This window comes from Halorientalis brevis (assembly GCF_042678165.1).
In the GTDB taxonomy this organism is placed as follows: Archaea; Halobacteriota; Halobacteria; order Halobacteriales; family Haloarculaceae; genus Halorientalis; species Halorientalis brevis.
In genome coordinates this window covers 100,610-124,163 of the sequence record NZ_JBHUDJ010000003.1, presented here as the reverse complement: position 1 = coordinate 124,163, position 23,554 = coordinate 100,610, and the positions used below count along the sequence as shown (strand labels likewise).

Below are 23,554 nucleotides of genomic sequence, written 5' to 3'. Positions count from 1 at the left end.
CAACGCCATCGACGCATCACGTCCGGTGACCGATGGCACTGTTCAAGTATCTCCGTCGGTTGCGAGGGTGGGCACCGATCCCGACGCGGAGAGGGTTCAAACCTGGTCGGTGGCTCCTGTTAGAAGGGAACAGGTACGCCGTCACACTCGCGCTCCTCCTCGTCACGTTCGGGACGATTCTCTCGGTCGGGTCCGTCTGGACCTTCGAGATGCAGGTGCTGCTCACCGAGACCGAGGCCGTCCAGACGTTACTCAACAGCCTTCTCAGCGGGATCATCCTGCTCGTGTCCATCGTCGTTTCGATCAACTCGATCATCCTCTCCTACGACATCACGTCCGTCGGGGAGCAGGAGGATCGCATCGAGAGCGCGCTGCGGTTCCGCCGCGAAGTGGGCCGCCTGTCCGACGTCGAGCAGACCCCGACGAATCCGAGCGGCTTCCTGACGGTGATGGCGGAGGTCATCAGACAGCGCGCTCGTGACCTCGAAGAAGTCGCCGAAGGTGCCGACGAGGAGTTCGCCCAGGACATCCAGGAACACATCGAATCAACCACGAACACAGCCGAACACCTCGAACAGTCACTCGAACGCGTCGGTGGCGCCGAATTCGGCGTCCTCTGGCTGGGGCTGGAGTTGGATTACGACGAACTCATCGACCGCTCACGCCTGCTCAGATCGACACACGGCAACGGGTTTGGAGAGAGCACCGAAGAGCTGTTTGAAGAGCTCAGACAGGCGTTCGAGCTATTTGCGACCGGACGGCAGTACTTCAAGACGCTGTACTACAGCCGCGAGATTTCCCAGTTGTCACGGACGCTCCTGCTCATCTCCCTCCCGGCCATCCTGATCACTGCGACGACGATCCTCGCAATCAACGCACAGCTCCTGCCCGACGTCTGGATGTTCGGACTGCCCCCGTTGCTGACGTTCGTCTCCCTGACGTTCACGATCTCGCTCGCCCCGTTCCTCGTCCTCACCTCGTACATGCTCCGGGTCGCCACGGTCGCCCACCGAACCGCCGCTGCCGGGCCGTTCACCGTCAGTTCCTGAGCGACGGTCGGCCAGCCACCCCTGCCGGCAGCGTGTCACCGGGACGGCGTCAGTTGGGCACTCTCGTTCTCGACGACGAACGCCGCGAGGACGTACCGGTACGGCGTCGGCCCCTTCGAACACTCGTGGTCGTACTCGAAGCTCTGATTTCGCCAGACCACCTCCACGCGACTCCCGTTCGGAAGACCCGAGAGGACGACCGAATCACCGATGTCGACGGACGAATCCCGGACGTCCTGAGTGTTGTAGGACGCGAACGACGTGTTCGTCCCCGGTGCCTCGACGTAGAGGTCGTCCGCGGGAATCGAGTCGCCGCCGGTCTGGGTCACGGTCACCCGGACGCCGTCGGGCGTCGGCGTGGAATTGACGGCGTAGGACGCCATTGGGCGTTCGTACACCGGCGCACAGCCAGTGGGGTAGTAGACGTACGCGAAAAACAGTGGCACGACGAGCACCAGGGCGACGACGGCGATTGCAAACGCGATGAGGACGGGATTCTCGCGAAGCCGAGCGCGCACTCGCGAGCGGAGCCCCGGGCCCATGTGATGGTGACATTACAGATACGGCGAGATATGTATTTCGGCCGTTCTGTCGCTCGGTGAGCGTGAAGGGGCAGTGTAATGCGGAAGAAGACGAGCGTCCGCGCCGCGAAGCGGCGCGGTTCACTCCAGACGAGCGTAGCGAGGCGTGAACGAAGTGAACGCCTCGGAAGGGCGAACGGCGTAGCCGTGAGCCAGCGAGTCTGGAGCAGTTTTTAGTCCAGGTTTTTGCAACAGGGGATTCCCGCAGGCCGCTTCGCGGCCGAGGACACCCCTGGAAGTAAAAGAGTGGGGTTCAGTCGTCGGCTGCTCGCCGATGATCGCGGTTCGAGCCGACGCCCTCACCGATCAATCATCGGCGAGGACCTGATCGGGTTCGTTGGCGATCAGGCGGTCGATGGCGTCGACCATCGCCTCGACGGAGGCGCGCGTGATGTCGGCGTCGGAGATAGCGACGGTCACGGAGTTGTCGCCGCGGGACATCACGACCTCGACGGTGACGACTGCGTCCGTCCCACCAGTGATCGCGTCGACGTGGTAGGAGTCCAGCGAGGCGTCGGCAGCGTGGCCGAGCGCCTCCTGGACCGCCTGGACGGCGGCGTCGACCGGGCCGGAGCCGGTGCCGGAGGCGACGCGTTCCTCGCCGTCGATCTCGATGCGAACGCTGGCAGTCGGGGTGCCAGAGCCGCTGGCAGCGGTCATCTCGACGAGTTCGACGCGGCGGTCGCGGTCCTGGCCGATGACCTCCTCGGCGATCGTCAGGAGGTCGGCGTCGGTGACGCGCTTGCCGCGGTCGCCGATAGCCTTGACGCGCTGGACGATCTCGTGAATCTCGTCGTCGTCGGCGTCGAAGCCGTGTTCGTCGAGTGCGGCCTCCACGCCGGCGCGGCCAGCGTGCTTGCCCAGGGCGAGGCGACGTTCACGGCCGACCTTCTCGGGCGGGTACGGCTCGTACATCGTGTCGTCCTTGAGCGTGCCGTCGGTGTGGATGCCCGACTCGTGGGTGAAGGCGTTCTCGCCGATGACGGCCTTGTTCGGGGCCAGCGGCACGCCGGTCGTGTTCGAGATGAGTTCGGCGAGGGGGTACACTTCGGTGAGGTCCATCGGCTGGACGTCGTACCCGTGGTCGAGCGCGATGGCGACCTCTTCGAGCGCGACGTTGCCCGCGCGTTCGCCGATGCCGTTGATCGTGCCGTGGACGAGGTCCGCACCCGCGGCGACGCTGACGAGGGCGTTCGTGACCGCCATCCCCAGGTCGTCGTGGGTGTGGGTGCTCGTCGGCCCGAGTTCGGTCATCGGTTTGATGCGTTCGAGCGTGTCGTCGGGCGTCGCGTGGCCGACGGTGTCGGCGTAGCAGATGCGGTCCGCGCCGGCATCCATCGACGCGGCCATCAGCTCCGTAAGGTAGTCCGGGTCCGCACGGGAGCCGTCCTCGCCGATGACTTCGACCCACAGGTCGTGGTCCTTGGCGTACTCGACCAGTTCCTGCGTGTTCTGGACGTTGTCTTCGTGAGTGGTCCCGACCTTCTCCTCGATGTGTTTGTCGCTGCCAGGGACGACGATGGTCACGCCGTCGACGTCACAGTCGAGTGCGAGGTCGATGTCGTTCTGGATGCCACGAGAGAAACTCGTGATCGTCGCGTCCAGGTCCAGGTCGGTGACGCGCTTGATCGTGTCGCGCTCACCGGGCCCGGTGCAGGCGCTGCCGGCCTCGATGAAGTCGATCTCGGCCTCGTCGAGCTTGCGGGCGATGCGCGCCTTCTCGTCGGGCGTCAGCGAGACGCCCGGGGCTTGCTCGCCGTCGCGCAGCGTCGTGTCCAAGAACTGTACGTCGTCGACCTCTGCGAGGTCCGTCGTATCGGGATGCCTACCGAAGAAACTGTTCTCTGTCACCGTTAGTCCACTTCCATCAGTTACAACCGAGAATTTCACGGCCAGCCGCCTTGCGGCGACTTCCTCTATCCTCCGTGTCGTATTCCGACATGGTAGCTGGGAATAGGGCAATGCGTCCTGATTAATCTATCTCTTTGGCAGTGACGAGCTGACTACTCGAGCAGTCGTCAGTTCGGGGTCGTCACGCCTCAGTCTCGCCGGACTCGGCGCCAGCGGTGGCCCGGTCGTCCCCGCTGGGTCCGTCCTCGATGACGACGGTATCGCCAACCTCGACGCCCTCGGCGGCACCCGCGGGGAGTTCGACGATGGTGTCGGCTCTGGCGGCACCCAGCCCGACCCACGGTGAGAGCGTCTCCGTCTTGACCACCTCGTCCTCGCGGAGCCAGAGCACGTCCAGCGGCGTCCGCACGAACAACATGTGGATGTACTGCCGGGGAATGGTGTCGAACAGCCTGTGGAGGAAGTCCGGTTCGCCGAAGGTGAACACCAGCGCGTACTCGTCGGGAATCGACGACTTCCCCATCAATCCGAGCGTCTTGGTGACGAACGTGTCGGCGATCTCGACGTCCGTCGCGAGCGCCCGGCGGTCACCGTCCGGGTCGTGCACGACGCGCATACCTCGGTCGTCGACCCGACCTGTCAAAAACATTTGGTCGATTAGTCGTCAGTTGGTGGGCTCGCCTGCCCGGGGCCGGTGACGGCGGTCTTCTCGGCCACGTCGGTGCCCGGCAACTGGAACCGTTCGACGAGCGCCTGCAACTCGTCGGCTTCGCCGGCGAGCGCGTGGACCTGGTCAGTCGCGGTCGAGACCGACGCGGTCTGTTCTTCGGCGGCGGCGGCGACGTTGTCGGCCTCGGCGGCCGTTTCCTCGCTGATGGTGGCGACCTCGTCGACCATTCCGACGACCTGCTGGGTCGTTTCGGCCTGTTCGTCGGTCGCCGTCGAGATTTCCTGGACGCTCGTGTTGAGATCACCGACCACGTCGACGATGTCCTCGAAGTCACGGAGCGTGTCCTCGATCGTCGCGATGCTACCGGAGACCTGCTCGTTCATCGCCCGGACCTCGTCGACGGCCTCGCGGGACTCGGACTGGATCTCGGTGATGAGGTCGGACACCTCGTCGGCCGACGCGCGGGTCTCGTCGGCCAGGTTCTTCACCTCGTCGGCGACGACGGCGAACCCGTCGCTGCCGTCGGCCGCCCGGGCGGCCTCGATCGAGGCGTTCAGCGCGAGCAGGTTCGTCTCCTCGGCGATCTCCTCGATAAAGGAGACGATCCCGTCGATCTCGTCGATCCGACCCACGAGCGCCTCGACCTCGTCTGCGGTCTGGTCGATCCGGCTCTCCACGTCGTCGAGTTCGTCGATGGCGTCAACGGCGGCGTCGCGGCCGGACCGCCCGCGTTCGGCGGCCTCCTCCGCAGTCGTGGCCACCTCGTCGGCGGAGGCGGCGATCTGTTCGACCGTCGCGGAGAGGGTGTTCATCTCCGTGGCGATGGCCTGAAGCTGCTCGCTCTGTTGGGCCGCCCCGTCGGAGATCTCGTTGGTCGAGCCGGCGACTTCCTGACTGGCAGAGTCGATCTCGTCCATCGAGATCCGGAGGTCCCCGCTCGCGTCAGCGACCGAGTGAGCGAACTCGGCCACGTCGCCGATGGTCGATCCCAGCGTCGCGAGCAGGTCGTTGTAGTTCTCGACGACGGCGTCGTGGCGGTCGTTCTCGGCGTCGATGTCGAGCGTCGCGGTCAGATCGCCGTCGCGCGCCTTTTCGGTCGCCTCGCCGAACGAGGCGGCCATCGCCTCCAGGTTCTGGGATCGCTGTTCCAGCTCGGTCGTCATCGACTCCAGTTCCTCGGTGTACTCGGCCAGGTTGTCGGCCATCCGGTCCAGGGACTCGCCGAACTCGCCGGGGACGTCCTCGTCGAGCACCGGGTCGTCGAACTCCTGGCGAGAGAGCGCAGCGGCCTGTCGGTCGACGACGTTCAGGTACTCGCCCATGTCAGCGAACGCGTCGACCAGCCGGCCGATCTCGTCGTGCTGGTCCAGTCGCTGGATGGCGACGTCGAGGTTTCCCCCCGCGATGGCCGTCGCGTTTCGTTCGAGCTTCTTGATCGGATCGATGAAGTCCTGGCGCGTGATCAACAGCGTGTTCGCGAACGCGACCACAGCGCCGAGGAGCAGCGCCCCGAGGAGGACCAATCGGAGCGTTCCCGAGAAGAGAAACGGAAGGACTGCCTGTCCGAGCGAGACCGCGAACTGAATCCCGACGGCGACCAGGATTTTTCGCTCGACAGACTTGTCGACGCCGAGGGCCGACATCATCCCCCGGAGCAGCGATTCGTATCGACGAACCAGTAGGTGCATACTCCCACTTATCGAGTATCCCCCAATAAATCGACTGTCAGATTCTCAAATACTGAAAAGAAATGCCAAATAAACGGAAATTACACACGATGCAGCCGGGTTAAATTTTCACACGGGAGAACAGAACGGGCACACCCCCGCCGTCTCCGAGTGACCGTGAGGTTTGAGAGGGACGCTCCCAAACGGGGCGGCATGGAGAAGACCCCCTCGGGCACGTCGGTCGGCGTCGACGATCCCTACGGGTTCGTCGGTCGGTGTGACCACCTCACAGACGAGGGGCGCTGTCGGTTCGCGGTCGAGCACGGTGACCGTGACCCGGCGTTCGCCGACGCCCGGAGCGCCGACGAGTTCCGGTGTCCAGTCGCCGGCGATCCCGACGAACCCGACCCGACGGGACCCTGGGAGTGGGACGACTGTCCCCACTTCCGGTGTCGGAACCGCGACCGGGAGTGCGTCCGGTGTGGACTCGAAGAACGGCGGATGGCCCACTCCGACGAACGACCGCTGCTGGAAGAACATCACCTCTCGTACCGTTCGCAGTCGACGCACGGGGACGGAGATCCGAGTCACGAGATCACGGTGTACCTCTGTCGGTGGTGTCACGCCAAGGTGCACGATTCCTGGGCGCGCGTCGACGACGACGCCGCGCCCGACCCGGAAGCGCTCGCCGAGCAGGAAGCACGCCGATCCCGCGAGCAGGACGAACTGGGATTCCAGTCGGCCGCCGATCGGTTCGACCGCGACGGCGAGTGAGCGCAGCAAAGACGGGAACCGCTGCTCGACGTGTTTTAGTATCATACATGATAATAGAATGGTCGGTACTAAGTGGGCAAGCGGTCGATCCGAAAACGATTCCAGTTCGTGAGCATGCGCGTGACGAAGCGGAGCCTGGGCGTCAACTACGTAGCCGGAACTGGGCTCGTTCTGAGCGGACTACTGTTGAGCAAACTGGCGCTCAGTCCGCCTCGTGACTGGCTCTGGTCGGTCACTGGCCTCGTTCCGGCGGTCGCGCTCGGCTCGGCAGTGTACTGGTTGCCACGGATCAACCTCGACGACGAACAGATCTGGTGGGTCGCCCAGTGCGGGGCACTCGGTCTAGAGATCACGACGGCGTTCGTCGTCGGACACCTTCTGTTCTCAAAGCTGGTACTCGGATCGACAGCGATCCAGGTCGGCGTCGCCGCGAACAACGTCGCGGCGGGTGCGATCGTGGGCGTGTTGGGCGGCGCGCTCTGGGCGGTGCACAACGCGAACGAGCGAATGGGGGTTCGGACTGACGTCCTCAACCGCGTCCTCCGGCACAACCTCCGCAACGACATGACCGTCGTCTTCGGTCATCTGGAGAACGTCCGCGCCAAGGTCGACGATCCCCAGCAGGCACAGATCGACATCACGCTGCGGAAACTCGACGGCCTGATCGAGTTGACAGAACAGGTTCGCGCCGTCGATACCGCCCTGGACCGGGGCCGCCAGACGCACCGTCCGGTCAACGTGGTCGCCGTCATCGACCGCCAGGTCGACGAGCTGACGACCACACACACCGACGTCACGATTCAGACCGACTGCCCGGCGGAAGCGTGGGTGGTCGCGGACGGGATGCTCGGGATGTTGCTGGACAACATCGTCATGAGCGCCGTCGACCACGGCAACGGTGCCCCCACGTTAGAGGTCGAGGTGACGACGAGCACCCGATGGGTCGAGCTGCGGATCGAAGACGCCAGTCACACGCTCCCCACGGCGGACCTCGCGGTGGTTTCGGCCGGCGAGGAGACGAAACTGGACCACGGCTGTGGCATCGAGCTCTGGCTCGTCGACTGGCTCGTCGAGAAGTACGACGGCGAACTCACCATCGACGACGCCGACGACAGCCGCAGCGTCATCGACATCAGGCTCCCACGTGCCGGCACGCACAGCCGTCTCGGATTTTGACGCGCGTCGAACGCCGCTCCGTTTCAGCGGATATATACACGCCCGCCAACTGCAAGTGACCAAATGACTCGTATCGACGTGGTTGACAACCACGGCCAGTTCACCCACCTGGAACAGCGGGCCCTGCGGGACATGGGCGTCGACGTTGAACTCATCGACAACACCACCCCACCGGAGGACGTCACGGCCGACGGCCTCGTCCTCTCCGGCGGCCCGGACATGGACGACATCGGTCGCTGTCCGGACTACCTCGACCTCGACGTTCCGGTGTTCGGCATCTGTCTCGGCATGCAACTCATCGCGGCGGAACTCGGCGGCCGCGTCGGCTCCGGCGACTACGGGGGCTATGCGGACGTGACCGTCGAGATCACCGACGAGGACGACCCGCTCGTCGGGTCGCTGGCGCCCGAAACGCGCGTGTGGGCCAGTCACGCCGACGAGGTCAAGGAAGTCCCCGAGGGGTTCACCCGCACCGGAACGAGCGACGTCTGCGGCGTCGAAGCGATGAGCGACACCGACCGCGATCTCTACGGCGTCCAGTGGCACCCCGAGGTCTCACACACCGCCGAAGGCGAAGAAGTGTTCGAGAACTTCCTGGCCATCTGCGAGTAGCGATCTCTCCCAGCGGTTTCTCGCGGCGGTGCGGTTTCACCAAGCCATCAGTTCGCGAGCGGAGCGACCGCGCGGTCTCCCGAGCGCAACGTGTGGCTACGTTCCCCTCACGTCGCAAAATTGTCAAAAGTTATAGACCGGGGCAGGGGAAAGAACGGTACGATGACAGCCACACAGGGTGACCTGGCTAGCCTCTCTCGGTTCATCTTTCGCGCGCCCAGTTGGTATTCCAGTCTCGCCTTTGCGCTCTGTATCGCTGCGGTCAGCGGTGTCGCGGCGTTCGACTCCACGTTCGTCCTCGGTGACGCCTGGGAGGGCGTGTTCTTCATCGGACTCCCGACGATCGCGGCGAGCGCGCTGACGCCGTACGTCGACGGCCGACTGGGCGGCCAGTTGACGCCGAACCGCGCGTCGCTGCTGGCGCTCACCTGTGAACTCGTCACCATCGGGTTCCTGACCGTGGCGGGCGTCATCGCGGTGGTCACCGGCTTCGGCCAGGAGTTCGTCTTCGACGTGCTCATCGCCGCGCTGGGCGCGATCTTCGCGCTCAGGCTGTTCGTCGTCATGGCCGTCTCTCGGCACTCGCTGCCTGTCGCGGCAATCCCCGCGAGCCTCCAGACCGCCGCAGCAGCGCTGCTGTTGTTCATCTACAGCGGAACGCTGCGCTACTTCGAGATCGGCGGCCCGCTCACCCGATCGTACCTCTCGCGCCCGGAGGAGGCCCCGGCGGAGTTGCTCGTCGTCACCCCAGAGGACTTCGTCATGCTCGTCGTCGTCTGTGCGCTCTACGCGACTGCCGTCTGGCTGTTCCTGCTCGCGATCGACCAGCCGTGGCGCCGCAGTCTCGACGTCTCCGTGCTGGATTTCATCCGCGGGTTCATCGGCCACATCGCCGAGGGCACCCGCGAACTGGAGGACTTCTTCGAGGAGATCGGCGAGGAGGCTGTCGTCCCCGTGACCGTCCTCATCTTCCGCACGCCCGGGGGAACGGAGAAAGCGCGCTTCGTCCTGCCGATGATACACCCCGGCCCGATGGGCGAGATCGGCGGGGGGAACCTCCCCGAGCGAGTCGCCAAGAGCGCCGAAGGATTGGCGTTCCCACCGCACGCGACCGCTGGTCACGACTTCAACCTCGTCACCGAGCGCGAGGTCGACACGATCATCGACGCCGCCGAACGCGCCGCCGCCGAGATCGACTTCCAGGACGAAGCGACCGTCAGCGTCCGCACAGACGAGGGGGAAGCCAGTCTCGTCGGCCAGGCCTTCGGTGACGACGCACTCGTCGTCACGACCTACGCACCGGGATTCGCCGACGACGTGGAGTACGCCGTCGGCCTCTCGGCCGCCGCAGAGGCTCGCTCGGCCGGCCTGGACGACGTGATGCTCGTCGACGCGCACAACTGCAACAACGGACTCCAGGGCGAGGACCTGGGCCACGTCACCCCGGGAAGCAAGCGGTCGTTCGACATGATCCACGGTGCGAGCGAACTCGGCGCGTCCGTCGTCGAAGCCCGACGAGGCCAGCCGAAGCTCGGCGTCGCCTGGGACGAGACCCCCTGGGAACCGCAGGAGGGAATCGGTCCGCTGGGAATTCGCGTCGCCGTCCTCGACGTCGAGGGCCACCGCACCGCCTACGTGCTCGTCGACGGCAACAACATGGAACCGGGGCTCCGCGAGCAGCTCGTCAGCACCGTCCGCGCGGACGACGACGTCGACGAAACAGAGGTGATGACGACCGACACCCACATCGTCAACACCATCGAGGCGGACAACCAGGTCGGGGCAGCCATCCCCGACGCTGACCTCGTGAGCCTCGTCGACGACCTCGTCGACCGCGCGATCGACGACCTCGAACCCGTCGAGGCCGGCATGGCGAGCGAACGCGCCGAGGTCACCGTCTTCGGTAACGACCGCACGGAGACGCTCGCCTCGCACGCCAACGCGATGGTGTCGATGGGTGGCGCCCTGGCAGTCGTGTTCATCCTCGCCGTCTTCACTGTCTCCGCACTCCTATTTTTCCTCACCTGACGATCTCGTATAAAATTCAGTCACAGTTAGTTGCACAGTTAGGGCAGATAAAATCCCCGATAGATATAGATAGCTGGCCCGGCAACCTCCTGCGAACGTAATCTCTTTCCCGACATGTCATCCAACGCCCACTGGTCGCACGTCCTCCGTCTGTCGACGCCCGTCTTGGCGCTCTGTTTCGTCGTGGTTTTTCTGGCTCTCACGCCGTCGGTTGCTGCCGCGGACCGAGCAGCAGCGAATGGGACGAACGCGACTGCCTCGCCACAGATCGATCTGTCCCTGAACGGCCACTCCGTCGACGGCGGCTGGGAGGTAGTCCAGAACAACCCGAAGTTGGCCATCGACGTTGCAGTCGGACCGTACGCTGGCGTCGACACGACAGTACAGGAAGTCGTCGTCAGGAGAGACGGGCAGACGATTCGGAGTTCCAGTCCCGAGAAAGCGCAGGCGAACGTGACGATGGACCTGCCGCTCAATCGCGGGAACAACACTATCACCGTCATCGCGACGGACAGCGACGAGAGCATCAACTCACGGACGTTCAGGATCAGCAAGGATACCATACCACCGTGGGTCGGACTCACGTCACCGTACGAATCTGACCTCAACGGCCCGATCCCGGACGGCAACGTCAGTGACGCCGATGTTACGCTCTCGTTTTTGGCGGCTGATTTCAACAGGATCGTCTCGGGGGAAGTCTGGCACACCTACAACGGAACCCTGGAAACGGTCTCCCTGGAGGACCCCGGAACGCAATTTAACCAGTCGTTCCTTCTCGGCCCGGGAACCAACGACATGCGAGTCTCGCTCACAGACGTGGCCGGGAACACCCGAACGTGGGACTTCAACCTCACACTCGAAGACACGACGGGAGCGAAGATCGGAGTGACGCCGAACAAGTACGGGGACGTGCCACCGCCGACCGCCGAGCCCATCCCGATCAAAGACTCGGCACCGACGAGCGAAATCACGCTCTCGGGCACGATTACAGACAACGTCTGGGTCCACAACGCGTCGATTCTGGTCAAACACGTCAACGCGAACAGCAAGACCGGTCGAACGAGTTACACTCGCCAGATTCGCGAGTGGACGCCGTACGAGCACCAGCGGTCCGGCCGTTCGATCACGTTCAGCGAACGGCTCCCGCTTCGACTCGCCGACAGGGACAAGAAAAACAGGACGGGAATCAATCTCATATACGTTCGCGCCCAGGACTATTCCGGGCAAGTGATAAATCAGACGATCAACGTCACTCGCCTCCCTGGCCCTGCCCCAACCACCGTCCGCCGCAACTCGCCGCCCGCTGTCCGAATCAGTGAACGGCGGACGCATCTCCGAGACGACGGCCACGTCCAAGTCGTGGCGACGGCCTCCGATTCGGACCGTGACATCGACGTTATCGAAATCGAATCCGAGACCGGGGCTGGCAGCGTCACCGGGTACAAACGTTTCACTAACCTGAGTAGTCTCCAGACGTTGTCGTTCAACACGTCGCTGCAGGCGTCCGAGAAACCGGTGATCGTCACCGTTCGCGTGCGTGATGAGAACGGCGGACGAGCGATTGACAAGTATCGGCTAGACGGGGACGACGCCGACGCGATCCCGCCTCAGTCGACGCCACCCAGGACAAGTGCCCCACCGCAGACCACGACAGCACCGCCCACAGTAACGACAGCCCCGCAGCCAGCGACGACCGAGAGACCGACGGCAGCCACCAATACCACCGTCGCCCCGGACAGTTCAGGTGGTCTACTGGGTGGCGTACTCGGTGGCGTACTCGGATTCGCTGGGGCGATCATCCCCTTCGTCATCGGGGGCATCGTCTTCGTCACCGTCTCGTATTTCGCCCTCCAGCAGGTCCAGGGCAGCGAAGACGCTGCTTAAAGGAACTGCAGTGAGACGACGGCGAGGGCCGTGAAAAACAGATACACGCCGATCATGAACTCTCGGGCGAACGGCCGACCGAGGGGACGACCCAACAGCCGGCGAGTCGGGGGCAAGACGAGAATGCCACTGAACAGCAACAGTTTCCCTTCGAGGGTCGCACGCAACGACAGCCCGACGACGACGGTGAGGTAGCCGACGACGTAGCTGATACGGTCCCACAGCTCGCGACGACCGCTGGACTGTCCGCTGCCAGTTCGATCCTGCAACTCGGCCGACTCGAGTTGCCGTTTGACGTACCGTTCCAACTGCTCGGCCGCTTTTTCGGTCTGTGGCGCACCGCAGAACGGACAGAAGCGAGATGAATCGTCGATCTCAGTGTCACACCGTCGACAGCGGCCCATACCGCAACCAAAATGTACGGAGATATAAAATTTAGTCCATTGTCAGGGCTGTCGAGAACGGACAGTCGGCCTCATTCCAGATATTAATAATACGTGGGATACGTTTATTGTCTAGCCACCAATTCGTATACGTATCAGAACCAGTGACGCCGTAAGTGACATCAAAGGCGGCTGGTGACTCTCACAACCCCTAACAATGACAATGGCTGGCATCTCGACTGAAGTCGAAAACGCGACGGACGGCCAGCAACTGACTCGCGCTCTGTACAGCGTTGGGCTAGCGGTTCTCGTTTTTCTGAGTCTGGTGACACTGGCAAGCGCGGGCGCCACAGCAGCCCCCGTCGAAGGGGACGATTGCTACCCGGAGGGAGGACCGTTCGAGGGGAACGCAAGTGACATCGTCGAAGTGACGCAGACATGCGAGGGGTACGTCATCATCGGCGGGGACGAGATGCAGCGGACGTCATCGAACCAGAACTACCTCGACATCCTCTACGTGACGGGGAATTTCCGAATCAACACGCGGCTCCTCGGGACTGACGCTCCGAAAGCGCAAGTGTACGGCGGCGGTGTCCAGTGGAGTTACGCGTACGACAATGGGCTTGACAGTCCATCAAACAGAGTCAATTTCGACGTTGATGGCGTGAACACGCTCGCGGACCTCCGCGACAAAATCGGCGTCACCCAACTCCCGCGGCCAGTACAGCCCGGGCGGTATCAGTTGGTCGCCGGACACAACGAGACGGTCGTGTTGCGAGACGGCGCGCCCAGTTTCGAGAACCCACGCGACCGGCAGAACCTCAGGCTCAGTCGACCGGGCAAACCCGGAGATCTCACGACGTACATCGCCCCTGCAGACCGCGCAGACAAGGACAGTGGGCAAGGCGAGTGGACCGAGCGCAACACCGTCGCGTGGGGGAAACTAAACGACGACAGTTACAGAATCGGCGATCGAGTCATCGTCGACGGGTTCGATACGACCGGCATCAGAGGCGCGCTGTGGCACCTGAACGACCGACAAGCCAGCGACACGTCACTGTTCGGCGATGGTTCAGGGACGTCACCGGAATTATTCGAACGACTGATCGACGAATCGGAAGGCGTCTCCATTACTATCGAGCAGACGAACCCCAAGGCGAACAAAGAGCCGAAACGAATCACGTACGACGATGTAACCGCCGACGTAGCCGCCGATGAGAACCCCGAGAAGGCGATGTTCTTCCAGTACGACAACGGAGAGTTCGATCTCGTCATCAACACCGGACACGAGTCCTTACGAGACGACTTCGCACCCGGTGACAAGTTCCGGGTGGAGTACACCTACGAGTCGGACGACGGCCGGTGGTTCCACTTCAGCGACAGTGGTGGAATGCCGGGACCGTTCGAGATCAAGTCGGACGACCAGTACCCGTACTTCGACAAGGGTGACACGAACCACACGGTCTCGACGACGTTCAAACTCAAACGCCCGAAAATCCAGTACGACCGAGTCACCAACAACGGCGCGCTCCTGCTGAAAAACGACGGAACGACGACGATCTCGGGAACCACGAACCTCGCACCCGGGACGCCAATCGAGTTGCAGCTGGTGTCACAGACGGCGTCGCCACCAGAGACGGTGACCATCGAGGACGTCGAGATCAACGACGACGGAACCTTCAGTACGACCGCGGACACCGCCGTGTTCGACGAGGGTGCGAACGTCGAAGCCGAGCTCTACGTCTGGGAACGGGTCGTGCACACGAAAGACTCCGTGTTCGTCGGCAATCCGGAAGACCCGAAGCGGTTCCAGATCACCAAACACAACAACGTCACGGTCTCGGTCGGTGACTCGCTGGGCGATCTCAGAGCCACCGTCGTCAACAGCGGGTCCCTGGCCGACACCCAGGCGCTGGAACTCAGTATCGCGGGAACGGTCGAGAGCGAGCAATCGATCCACCTCGAGCCGGGCCAGGAGGACACGATCAGGTTCGACGGAACGACGGTCCAGTACCCGGCGGGTGAGTACACGTACACGCTTTCGTCCGACGACGACAGCGTCACCGGCACGATCACGGTCGAAAACGCCACGACGCCGACGACGGCGACGCCGCCCGATCTGACGCCGATACCGACGACGCCGACGGTGACCCAATCGACCCCACCGACGGCCACGCCGACCGAGTCGTCATCGACGCCGACCCCCGAGCGGACGCCGGCACCGGACGATTCCGGCGGGGTAAACGGACTCGGTGGGAACGTCCTCGCACTCGGCGTCACCACCCGCGAAGCGCTCGGCGCAGGAGCTCTCGTCGGTGGCGTCTACGTTCTCGGCGCTCTCTCCTGACTGCCGAAAAAATTAGTCGTCGAACAGGTCGTCGACCGCACTGCGCGCGGTGAGCGCCGCGTCGTCAGCGACCTGTTCGGGATCGCGGGTGTCGTCGGGTGCGTTCAGGTAGACGTCGACGTCGAGGACGCCGTCCTCGAAGGTGACCGTCACGTCGAGGTCGGTGACCTCGGATTGCTTGTACCGCGAGAAGACGAGGCCTTCAGCTGCCTGCGCCGCGGTCTGAACGACTTCTTCGTCGGTCGGTTCGGCCATCCCTGCTCAGGCACCGCCAGCGCCCGGCCCCATCGGCCCGCCGCCTGCGCCGCCAGGTCCGCCGCCGAGCAGCTGCTGGAGCTCCTGCTGGAGTTCCTCGAACTGCTCCTGGACGCGCTCTTCCTGCTTTTCGAGGGTGTCGACGCGAACGCCGAGGTTCTCGACTTTCTCTTCGAGGTCCTCTTTGGCTTCCGCGTACTCGGTCTTGACGAGCAGTTCGCCGACTTCGCGGTACATCGTCGCGTCCTCGTCGACGTCCTCGAGCTCTTCGAGGGCCGTCTCGGACTCGGTGAGCTGGGTCTCGGCCTGCTGTTTCTGGGCCGCGACCTGCTGGGCCGTCTCCTGAAGGTCCTGCAGTTCCTCGATTTTCTCCTGTGCTTCCGGCGGCAGATTACCCTGCATACCCGGACCCTCGGCATCCGGAGTGAAAAACCCACGCATCTGGGGAGCCGACCGGACCAGACGGCCACGATCGCACCAGGGCGACCGAGCCGGTCCCGCCGTCGGCGGAGTACGCCAGGGTGCACCGTTTAAGAACGCGCCGCCCGTGGCTCAGCCTGTATGGCAGAGAGGGTGACCGCCTACGACGGCACGACAGTCGAGGTCGAGCACGTAAAGCCACTCGCGAACGGCGGCGCACGCTTCGACATCGAAAGCGAGGACGGACGGAAGTGGCGCGTCGACCTCACCCGGGAGGGCGACACCGAACTCGTGACCAGCTGGCGAGACGGCGAACTGGCCGACCTCGAAATCCCGGACTGGCTGGACGACATCCTCGAACGCCTCCGCATGGCCGGCTGAGCGTCGTTTGCGGGGAGCACGGAAAAAGAACACCTCGGCACGGCTCGCAGAGATCAGGTACCAGCCTCAGAGGCGACTCGGCAGTCAGGGGGCGGACCGGGAACTCCGGTTCTGCTCGTCGATCGATTGGACGTGTTCCGCCCACTTCTCGACCGTCGGTTGCCCCCAGTACCGAGTCGTGTTCGACCGGGCGTCGTATTCGACGATCCCCGCGTCCGCGAGCTTCGGGAGATGGCGGTGGTGGAGGTCGATCGCGAGCCGTTCCTGGTCGTCGTCCTCGTCGGCCAGAATCTCGACGAGATCGTCGACGGTGACGACGGTCTGGTCCGAGCGCATCAGATACAGGCAGATGCGCCGGCGGTCGACGTCTGCGAGCAGCTCGAACACCGTATCGATCTCCGGGGTCACTGGCGCGCGCCGCGTTCCCAGCGGATTGTCAGCCGCTGGCGGAGCGCTGCCGCGATGGGGCTGGTGATCGTCGTTCATTGAAACTCACTACACACAGTCGACGGCCCGCCCCCATGAGCGTCATGCCTAGATACATAGGTTGGTCAGGATCGGCTCGGCTCGTCGGCGACGTACGCTCCGATGAGTTTCCGCTCGGCGTGCCGGAGGTGCTGGTGAAGCGTGGCCGAGGAGATATCGAGCGAGGCAGCGATCTCTTCGGCGGTGCTTTCCCGTGGCCAGTCGAAGTACCCACCGAAGTACGCCGCATCGAGGACGGCCTGCTGGCGGTCGGTGAGGTCGTTCCGGAGTTCGTCACGAATGGTTCCGGACGAGTCGTCCCACCCGTGAATCTCCCGTTTCGAGACGAGCGTGACGTCACCGTAGGTCTCGAGGCGGTCGGTAACCGTCCGGAGGTCGGTGTCCTGTGGCGCTTCCGCGACGATCCGCACCTCGCCGTCCTCGGCCACGATGTCGAGCGGTTTGACGCCCGAGTTGAGGAGGACCAGCGGGATCGACTCGTCGTGTCGAACCTCCATGACCATCTCCTCCTCGTCGGCCCGGACGGTCCGGATCTCCCCCGTCGAGAACGCGCTGTCTCTCGCGGCCGCCTCGAACTCCTCGGGGTCACTGTTCGTGACAGACACGTAGTGGAGGAGCCCGTCGTCGGAGGCCTCCGCGGTCCCGAGCAAGCGACAGGTACAGCCCGCCTTCGTCGAGAGATCGGCCGCCAGCGTGTCGGTGCCTGTGAGACTGAAGGTCACCTCCAGGTGGCGATCGGACTCGATGAACCGACGGTTCTGGGTCGCGCTGATCGCGAACCCGACCATGTCGCCGAGCACGTCGAACGCCTGGATCTCCCGCTGGCTGAACGCGCCCGGCCTGTCGGCGTACACTGCGAGTATACCGTGGGTGACGCCACCGTAAGTGAACGGAACGGCAGCGACCGACCGGAAGCCGTGGTCGCGCGCTGCGTCGCGATACGGCTCGAACAGGGGATCGGTCAGCACGTCGTCCGCGACGGTAATCTCCCCCGTTTCGAGCGCTGTGGCCGCGGGACCGGCGTCGTCGTCTCCCGCGTTTGCCGAGATCCGGACGGCGTCGACGTACGCGGCGCCCTCGTCGGGAGCGGCTTCACACTCGAAGGACTCGGTCCCCGGGTGGTGTTTCCCAGTGAGAACGAATCGGTACAGCGAGGACTTCGCCAGCCGTTCGCGGACCGTTCGCTCGATCTCCTCGCGGGTCGCTGCGGACGCCAGCGCGCCGATTGTCTCCTGGACGAGCTTGTTGATGCGATTGAGTCGTTCGAGTTCGTCGCGCTGTCTTTTCAACCGGTCTTCGCGCGCCCGCTGCTCGGTGATGTCCCGGATGACGCCGACCGTCCCCTGAAAGTCTCCATCGCTCGGGAGCGCCGCGAACCGCGTCTCGACCGGGACGGGCTCGCCGTCGGCGGTCCTGAGATCCCCGGCGAACTTGCCGACCGACACCTCGCCGGCGAGGAGTCGCTCGCGCTCGCGACGGCCGCGCTCGGCGACCGCCTCGTCCCACGGGTCGCTGATCTCCATCCCGAGCAGTTCCTCGCGGGCGTAGCCGGTCAACTCCTGCAGCGCGTCGTTGACCATCGTGATGGTATGGGTCTCGTCGGTGATGTAGACGCCGTCGCTCATGGTCTCGACGAGCGTCTCGTACTTTTCGAGGTCGCGTTTGCGAGTTCGCAGTTGCTCTTCGCGGTCCGCCTGCTCGAAGGCCGCCTCTAAGTCAGCGACGAACAGTCGTCCGAGTTCGAGGTCGGTCTCGTCGAACGCGTCCGGTTCGGTGGCCGCGACGTTTATCATCCCGTACCCGTCGATCGGCAACAGCATTGCACTCCGAACGGGATCGTACTCGACCGGCGTTTCGATCTCGTCCAGGTCGTCGTAGCGGATCGGCTCTCCTCGCTCGTAGGCCTCGCCGACGAACCCCTCGCCGACCTCGTATCCCGGCAACCGATCGGCGAGTCGCTCCTCGTCGGTCTCCATGGCGACGAGCTCCAGCGTGTCGTTCCGAAGCAGTCGCACCGCCGTCGAGACGGAGTCGAAGTGGTCACCGATGACGTCGGCGGCCCGCACCGCGACCTCCGTCACCGTCTCGGCGTCCATCAGGTCGCGCATTCCCTCGTGGAGGCTCTCGAACAGCGTTGCGCGTTCCTTGCGGGTCCTGAGATCGCGCACCAGGCCGATCGTCTTCCCGTCGTCGTCGGGCGACAGCAGCGAGTACCGCCCCTCGACCGGAATCGGTTCACCGTCCTGTCGGACGACGTCGGCTTCGATCGAGACGACCGTCGACTCCCGCTCGTGGAGGGATTCGCGTACTTCCCGACTCATCTCGTCGAGATCGCCAGCCACGAGTGCCGAGACGGGCGTTCCTTCGAGTTCCGATCGCTCGTAGCCGAGCATCGACGCGAACGCGTCGTTACACCTGACCAGCCGCCGATCGTCGTCGATGACGACCACGCCGTCACCGACGGCATCGACGAGCTCTTCGTACCGTTCGAGGTTCCGCTGACGACGCTTGCGCTCGGTGATGTCCGTGACGAATCCCTCCAACACCACTGGGCCGCCGTCGGGGGCTTCGACGCAGCGCCCCTGCTCCCAGCACCATCGCTCGGTGCCGTCGGCGGTGGTGATGCGATATCTGACTGTGAACGGCTCCCCGTCGTCGACCGCCGTCTGGACGGCGTCTAACACTCGCTCGCGGTCGTCCGGATGCAGCACGTCCTCGCCCCAGGAGATCTCCCCGGCTTCGAGCTGGCGGGAGTCATACCCCGTCAACTCGGCGCAGCCGTCGCTGACGAACTCCATCGGCCAGCTGGGTTCGTTCCGAGAGCGATACACGATCCCGGGGAGGTTACTCACGAGCGTCGAGAACCGCCGTTCGCGCTCTCGCAGTTCGTCCTGCGTCTGCAACAGCTCGGAGATGTCCCGCGCTGTACCGACCATTCCCCACACGTCGCCGGCCTCGTCGGTGAGTGGTGACGCGGTGAACTCGTGGTATACTTCTTCGCCGCCCTTGGTCACGAGCGGCGCCCGCAGCGTGGCTTCCTCGCCCTCTGCGACCGACGCGAGCAGTCTGCGGGCCTCGGCTTCGTACGAATCGGGGATGATATCGAACTCGTGTAACTCGGACACTTCTTCGTCAGTGTATCCGGTCACCTCGCAGAACCGCTCGTTCCAGTCCAGGAACTGTCCCCGCCTGTCGACGACGTAGAGGGCGTCCGAAATCGAATCGAGGATCGTCTTCGTTCGCATCACGTCGTCGCTCTCCGGCCACTCATCGCGGCTGTCGCCGTCGAGGAACCACTCTGTCGTGTTACTCATGAAAACCGTTCACCACCATCTGGCCTGTTACTGCGTAAACGGGTCGCGCTTGACCGGAATAAGCGTACTGCTGCCGTCACTCGGCGACACTACACCGTTCTGCCACCGAAATCAGGGTCACCCAGGTGTTCAGCCCCGCGCGGAGGGCCACGAGATCGTCGGCCAGCACGGTCACTGCAACGACCGCCCCGTCGCGCGCGATCGTCGCTCGGGTCCTGTCGCCGGAGATCTCGCCGACTTCCCGGCTGACGCTTCGCTCGACGATCCGCGCGCGTCGGACGTCTTCGTACTCGAACTCGAGAACAGCGTCGTGAACCGCTGACTCCGGCACCGCTCTAGTTCACGTCGACTTCTTTGACGTCGCGACTCCGCTCTTTCAGGAGCACGCGATGTCCACAGTACGGACAGCGGACGCCGCCGTAACTGTCCAGTTCGACGTCGCGCTTACATCGGGAACACTTGTAGCTCATAGCTGTGAAATAGCGACGGTGTGCACTTAGTCTTCGTCCTCGGCGAGTGCGGCGCGGATCGACCGAGTGACGGTCTTGCCACCGGGCGTCTCCGGGCGGTAGGTCCCGCCGGCGAACTTGTAGCCGCAGTTGCCACACTGCCAGATGCCAGTGCCCTGGCGCTCGACACCGTCTTCACCGCACTCGGGACACTCGTGCTCGTCCCGCATGTCCTTCTCGATCTCCGCGACGCGGCGTCGCGCGACGCGACCGTAGCGAGCGCCGAATCGACCCGCGCTCCCCGTGCGTGCATCTTTAGCCATAGTACCGTACCATCGGCACACCCCACACATAAGCGCTACGAACTACAGCCCCGCTGTGACGCCGTCACGGTCGCTCACCCGCGTTTCGCCAGGGTACTGTCTTGCTCCCCTAGCGCAACGAGATCAGGGTCGCAGGTACGCGTACCCCTCGGTCTGGAGCCGGATCACCTCGACGGCGCCCTCCGGAACGACGTCCACGCCGTCCACCAGGTCCGATTCGTCCAGATCCATCGTGTCGAGCGTGTTCCGGCACGCCACGAACGAGACGCCGGCGTCGAGCAGTGACCGCACCTTGTGTTCCGTCTCCCCGCCCGCGGTTACGGCCTCGATTCCCTGCGACTGGGCGACGACCACCAGCTCGTCGATGTCAGCGTCGGCGTCCAGCAGGTTCTCGACGATGGCGAACGACGTGTCCTGTTCCCCGCCGATGCCCGAGATCAGGTGCACGACAACGTCCATGCCACGCTGTACGGAATCCCACGAGGAATACTAGCTGCCTGCACGTTCCAGCAGGCGCCGGGGAGACGTGTGTGACCTCGTCCGAACTGACGCTCTGGGTCAGTCCTTCAGTTCGGCCTCGACGAGCGCCTGGTTGATGTCTTCACGCACCTGCTCGCCGAGTTCGCGATCGCCCGCCGTCGTCACCACGCGATTCTCCTGGACGCTCGACCCGTCGCGGATGAGCAACCGGACGTTCCCGTTGGCGTCGGCCCGGGTCGCTTTCGCGCGAACGCCCGTCCGCGACCCCGACCCGCCGGCGTCGATCGGTCCCGGAATGATCTTCTTGACGTGGGGGTGGCTCGCCACGGTCTCCAGTGCGCGCTTGCCCGCTCGCTCGCCGATGAGCGTCGTGTGTGACCCGCCCAGTTTCTCGGCCATCGACCCCTCGACGACCTCCAGCGCCGGGCGACCGCGCCGCTCGATGACCGCCGTCACGGGATCGTCGGCGGAGACGCGGTAGAACTCGTAGTGCAGTTGGCCCCTGACCGCCCGGAGCACCTCGCGATCGCCTGTCGCGTACACCTCCTCGGGCCGCTTGCGGCGGACCTCGTCGGCGACGAGGCCGGCGAAGTTGCGCAGTTCGACGACGTCCGACTCGCCGTCGGGCTCCTCCGGCGTCGTCGTCTCCGTCCGCGCGCCGACCACCTCGTCCTCGTACAGTGTCGTGATGGTCGCGCGGTCGCGGGCGAGGTCCAAGACCACAGTGTCGGCGTTGGCGGACCGGCAGACCAGGCAGTAGTCTCCCGGTCGTTCGAGCGCGGACGCGCACTGCCGACAGTCCATGTCTCCCCCTCGGAACGTCTGTCGGATAAGCGAGACGGTTTTTAGCTGAGCGCCTCGGGATCTCGCTTCAGATACTCCCGCAACAGCACCGTGGCGTAGCTCCCCTTGGGCAACCGGAACGCGAAGGTGAGCGGGTCGCGCTCGACGTCCAGTGCGGTCCGCACCGCCACGGCCCGCCGCGTCCCCGCCGAGTGGAACTCGCCCGGCAGGTCGAAGTCCGCCGGCTCGATCCCCACGTCGTCCAGTACTGCTCGCTCGATCTCGCCCGGTTCGCCGTCGCCCAGCTCCGTCTCGGTCCCGACGAGCGGCGCGGTGACGAACGCGCGGCCGCGTTCGCAGTGACGCGTGACGGTGTCTACCCGGTCCGCGTCGACGCGCTGCGTGCGATCGGTGTCAGGCAACGGCAGTTCCTTCGGCGCGTCCCGGTCGGCGAAACAGACCACGTCGCCCGCCACGGGGCGGTCGAAGGGCAGCCCGCGGGCCAGCCGCTCGGAGAGAATCCGGTTGAACACGTACGACTGGGCGGCGTTGACGAACAACTGCTGGAGGTTCGTCGGCAGTCGCTCCAGCGCCGCGCGGAAGTCCGCGGGCTCGTCGGCCCCGTCCTCGGCCAGGCGGTGACACATCGACCGCTCGTAGCGCAGCCAGCCGGGCAACCGGTCGAGCGTGCCTTCCCAGTCCTCGGTCTCGTCGGCGTACGCGCGTGCCTCGCGGGTCTCCTCGGGCTCGCGCTCCGACGGACTGCCCACGTAGGCGAGGACCGCGCCCTTCCAGTTCCCGCGGAGGATTTCCAGGCCGACCTCGTGGGTGACCGGGCGTTTGCTGCCGAAGCGCTGCTGGCCGAAGAAGTTCGGGACCGCGACGGTCACCTCGTCGGCGTCGGGGTCGTGGCCGCCGAACGCGCACAGGTCGGCGGTGATCGCGTCGACGTTGTCGGGGTGAGCCGGATCGCGGACGACCACCTCGAAGGCGTTGCCGGCGAGGTCGCCGAAGAGGATCGGCCGGCCGGTCCGGCCGAGGACGTCGACGTCCGCGTCCGAGAGGTCGACGTCGGCGACCGCGTCGGGGTCGGCGCTCTTGACGGAGAACAGTTGGGTCGTGACGGCGTGTTTGTCTTTCGTGCCGGCCCAGGAGACGCGCTCGCGGCTGATTCCCAGGTCGTCCGAGAGGGCGCTGGCGAAGTCGTTGGTGTCCCAGCCGTGGAGCGTCGCGCGAAAGAGCACGTGGGGGTACGCGCCCGGGTCGGCGTCGACCGGCTCCGGGTCGAAGGCTTCGAGTTCCTCGACGCGGAAATCGGCGGGATCGGTCCGGAGCTGTCCGCCGATCCCGTCGGTGTCGCTGACGTAGTACTCCATCCCCACGGCCCGCTCGATGGGGTGTGCCTCGCGCATCTCGCCGTCCGGCCCCTCGTCGGTCATCGCTCCGGCGTTCGGGGCGGGCACGTAAAAGGCTGGACATCGGCAGGTGGTCCGCCGTCGACAGACCAGCGGAAGGCGCTGCCGCTATCGACACTCAATCTTGAAGAGTGAGAACAACGAACGTCCTTTTTGGGTGTGCCCGTCGACTGTTCAGATGTAGGGGCCACACAGACCGATTCGACGTATCGGCGTTCGAACAGCA

The 23,554-nt window shown here is 64.7% G+C and carries 23 protein-coding genes; 8 read left to right on the top strand and 15 right to left on the bottom strand.

Features of this window, described 5'->3' with window-relative positions:
* The first annotated feature begins 32 nt into the window (after positions 1-32).
* Complete coding sequence (locus ACFR9U_RS07710; RefSeq protein WP_247375851.1) at positions 33-1,049, top strand: DUF7972 family membrane protein; 1,017 nt, start codon at positions 33-35, stop codon at positions 1,047-1,049.
* A gap of 35 nt (positions 1,050-1,084) precedes the next feature.
* Here the strand turns inward: ACFR9U_RS07710 and ACFR9U_RS07705 are convergent, their stop codons facing one another.
* From ACFR9U_RS07705 to ACFR9U_RS07690, 4 genes are all read right to left on the bottom strand, one after another.
* The gene (locus ACFR9U_RS07705) at positions 1,085-1,591 is read right to left on the bottom strand and encodes a hypothetical protein (RefSeq protein ID WP_247375854.1); all 507 of its coding nucleotides are present in this window, start codon (positions 1,589-1,591) and stop codon (positions 1,085-1,087) included.
* 345 nt (positions 1,592-1,936) lie between these two features.
* A complete protein-coding gene (locus tag ACFR9U_RS07700; protein ID WP_247375856.1) occupies positions 1,937-3,481 on the bottom strand; it encodes a (R)-citramalate synthase in 1,545 nt (514 codons plus the stop codon).
* Between the two features lie 181 nt (positions 3,482-3,662).
* Positions 3,663-4,097 (bottom strand): DUF192 domain-containing protein, encoded by a 435-nt coding sequence (locus tag ACFR9U_RS07695; protein WP_247375858.1) that lies wholly within the window; start codon positions 4,095-4,097, stop codon positions 3,663-3,665.
* A 41-nt stretch (positions 4,098-4,138) separates the two neighbouring features.
* Positions 4,139-5,839: a methyl-accepting chemotaxis protein gene (locus ACFR9U_RS07690; RefSeq protein ID WP_247375861.1), complete on the bottom strand. Its 1,701-nt coding sequence runs from the start codon at positions 5,837-5,839 to the stop codon at positions 4,139-4,141.
* Positions 5,840-6,031: 192 nt separating this feature from the next.
* Here ACFR9U_RS07690 and ACFR9U_RS07685 point away from each other — a divergent pair, with 192 nt between their 5' ends.
* The 5 genes from ACFR9U_RS07685 to ACFR9U_RS07665 all read left to right on the top strand — a co-directional run bounded on the left by ACFR9U_RS07685 (position 6,032) and on the right by ACFR9U_RS07665 (position 12,292).
* Complete coding sequence (locus tag ACFR9U_RS07685) at positions 6,032-6,592, top strand: DUF7097 family protein (protein ID WP_247375864.1); 561 nt, start codon at positions 6,032-6,034, stop codon at positions 6,590-6,592.
* A gap of 114 nt (positions 6,593-6,706) precedes the next feature.
* Positions 6,707-7,768 (top strand): sensor histidine kinase, encoded by a 1,062-nt coding sequence (locus ACFR9U_RS07680; protein ID WP_247375866.1) that lies wholly within the window; start codon positions 6,707-6,709, stop codon positions 7,766-7,768.
* 63 nt (positions 7,769-7,831) lie between these two features.
* On the top strand, positions 7,832-8,380 hold the full coding sequence (locus ACFR9U_RS07675) for a GMP synthase subunit A (RefSeq protein WP_247375869.1): 549 nt from the start codon (positions 7,832-7,834) through the stop codon (positions 8,378-8,380).
* 162 nt (positions 8,381-8,542) lie between these two features.
* Positions 8,543-10,408 (top strand): DUF2070 family protein, encoded by a 1,866-nt coding sequence (locus ACFR9U_RS07670; RefSeq protein WP_247375871.1) that lies wholly within the window; start codon positions 8,543-8,545, stop codon positions 10,406-10,408.
* Between the two features lie 114 nt (positions 10,409-10,522).
* Positions 10,523-12,292, top strand: a complete 1,770-nt coding sequence (locus tag ACFR9U_RS07665) for a hypothetical protein (RefSeq protein WP_247375873.1) — start codon at positions 10,523-10,525, stop codon at positions 12,290-12,292.
* Here the strand turns inward: ACFR9U_RS07665 and ACFR9U_RS07660 are convergent.
* The gene (locus ACFR9U_RS07660) at positions 12,289-12,696 is read right to left on the bottom strand and encodes a zinc-ribbon domain-containing protein (RefSeq protein ID WP_247375875.1); all 408 of its coding nucleotides are present in this window, start codon (positions 12,694-12,696) and stop codon (positions 12,289-12,291) included. The two genes, ACFR9U_RS07665 and ACFR9U_RS07660, sit on opposite strands and share 4 nt — an antisense overlap.
* A 304-nt stretch (positions 12,697-13,000) precedes the next feature.
* Between ACFR9U_RS07660 and ACFR9U_RS07655 the strand changes: the two genes are divergently transcribed.
* Positions 13,001-15,022: a BGTF surface domain-containing protein gene (locus ACFR9U_RS07655; protein WP_247375877.1), complete on the top strand. Its 2,022-nt coding sequence runs from the start codon at positions 13,001-13,003 to the stop codon at positions 15,020-15,022.
* Between the two features lie 12 nt (positions 15,023-15,034).
* Here the strand turns inward: ACFR9U_RS07655 and ACFR9U_RS07650 are convergent, their stop codons facing one another.
* Complete coding sequence (locus ACFR9U_RS07650; protein ID WP_247375878.1) at positions 15,035-15,277, bottom strand: DUF3194 domain-containing protein; 243 nt, start codon at positions 15,275-15,277, stop codon at positions 15,035-15,037.
* 6 nt (positions 15,278-15,283) lie between these two features.
* Positions 15,284-15,679: a prefoldin subunit beta gene (locus ACFR9U_RS07645; protein ID WP_247375880.1), complete on the bottom strand. Its 396-nt coding sequence runs from the start codon at positions 15,677-15,679 to the stop codon at positions 15,284-15,286.
* A 159-nt stretch (positions 15,680-15,838) separates the two neighbouring features.
* Between ACFR9U_RS07645 and ACFR9U_RS07640 the strand changes: the two genes are divergently transcribed.
* The gene (locus ACFR9U_RS07640; protein ID WP_247375881.1) at positions 15,839-16,078 is read left to right on the top strand and encodes a hypothetical protein; all 240 of its coding nucleotides are present in this window, start codon (positions 15,839-15,841) and stop codon (positions 16,076-16,078) included.
* 84 nt (positions 16,079-16,162) lie between these two features.
* On the opposite strand, the gene ACFR9U_RS07635 is transcribed toward ACFR9U_RS07640, so the two are convergent.
* The 8 genes from ACFR9U_RS07635 to truD form a co-directional block, all read right to left on the bottom strand.
* Positions 16,163-16,564 (bottom strand): DUF7344 domain-containing protein, encoded by a 402-nt coding sequence (locus ACFR9U_RS07635; RefSeq protein ID WP_379814080.1) that lies wholly within the window; start codon positions 16,562-16,564, stop codon positions 16,163-16,165.
* Between the two features lie 65 nt (positions 16,565-16,629).
* Entirely contained in the window at positions 16,630-19,878 is a 3,249-nt protein-coding gene (locus tag ACFR9U_RS07630; RefSeq protein WP_247375885.1) for a PAS domain S-box protein, read from the bottom strand.
* Positions 19,879-19,954: 76 nt separating this feature from the next.
* Positions 19,955-20,209, bottom strand: coding sequence for a KEOPS complex subunit Pcc1 (locus tag ACFR9U_RS07625; RefSeq protein WP_247375887.1), 255 nt, complete (start codon positions 20,207-20,209; stop codon positions 19,955-19,957).
* A 4-nt stretch (positions 20,210-20,213) separates the two neighbouring features.
* On the bottom strand, positions 20,214-20,348 hold the full coding sequence (locus tag ACFR9U_RS07620; RefSeq protein WP_247375889.1) for a DNA-directed RNA polymerase subunit P: 135 nt from the start codon (positions 20,346-20,348) through the stop codon (positions 20,214-20,216).
* 26 nt (positions 20,349-20,374) lie between these two features.
* Positions 20,375-20,650 carry a 50S ribosomal protein L37ae gene (locus ACFR9U_RS07615; RefSeq protein ID WP_247375891.1) on the bottom strand — a complete coding sequence of 92 codons (276 nt, stop codon included), beginning with the start codon at positions 20,648-20,650 and terminating at the stop codon, positions 20,375-20,377.
* A 123-nt stretch (positions 20,651-20,773) separates the two neighbouring features.
* Positions 20,774-21,109, bottom strand: a complete 336-nt coding sequence (locus ACFR9U_RS07610) for a DsrE family protein (protein ID WP_247375893.1) — start codon at positions 21,107-21,109, stop codon at positions 20,774-20,776.
* Between the two features lie 99 nt (positions 21,110-21,208).
* Entirely contained in the window at positions 21,209-21,934 is a 726-nt protein-coding gene (locus tag ACFR9U_RS07605) for a DUF2103 domain-containing protein (protein WP_247375896.1), read from the bottom strand.
* Between the two features lie 41 nt (positions 21,935-21,975).
* Positions 21,976-23,325 carry a tRNA pseudouridine(13) synthase TruD gene (gene truD, locus ACFR9U_RS07600; protein ID WP_247376138.1) on the bottom strand — a complete coding sequence of 450 codons (1,350 nt, stop codon included), beginning with the start codon at positions 23,323-23,325 and terminating at the stop codon, positions 21,976-21,978.
* Positions 23,326-23,554 lie beyond the last annotated feature (229 nt).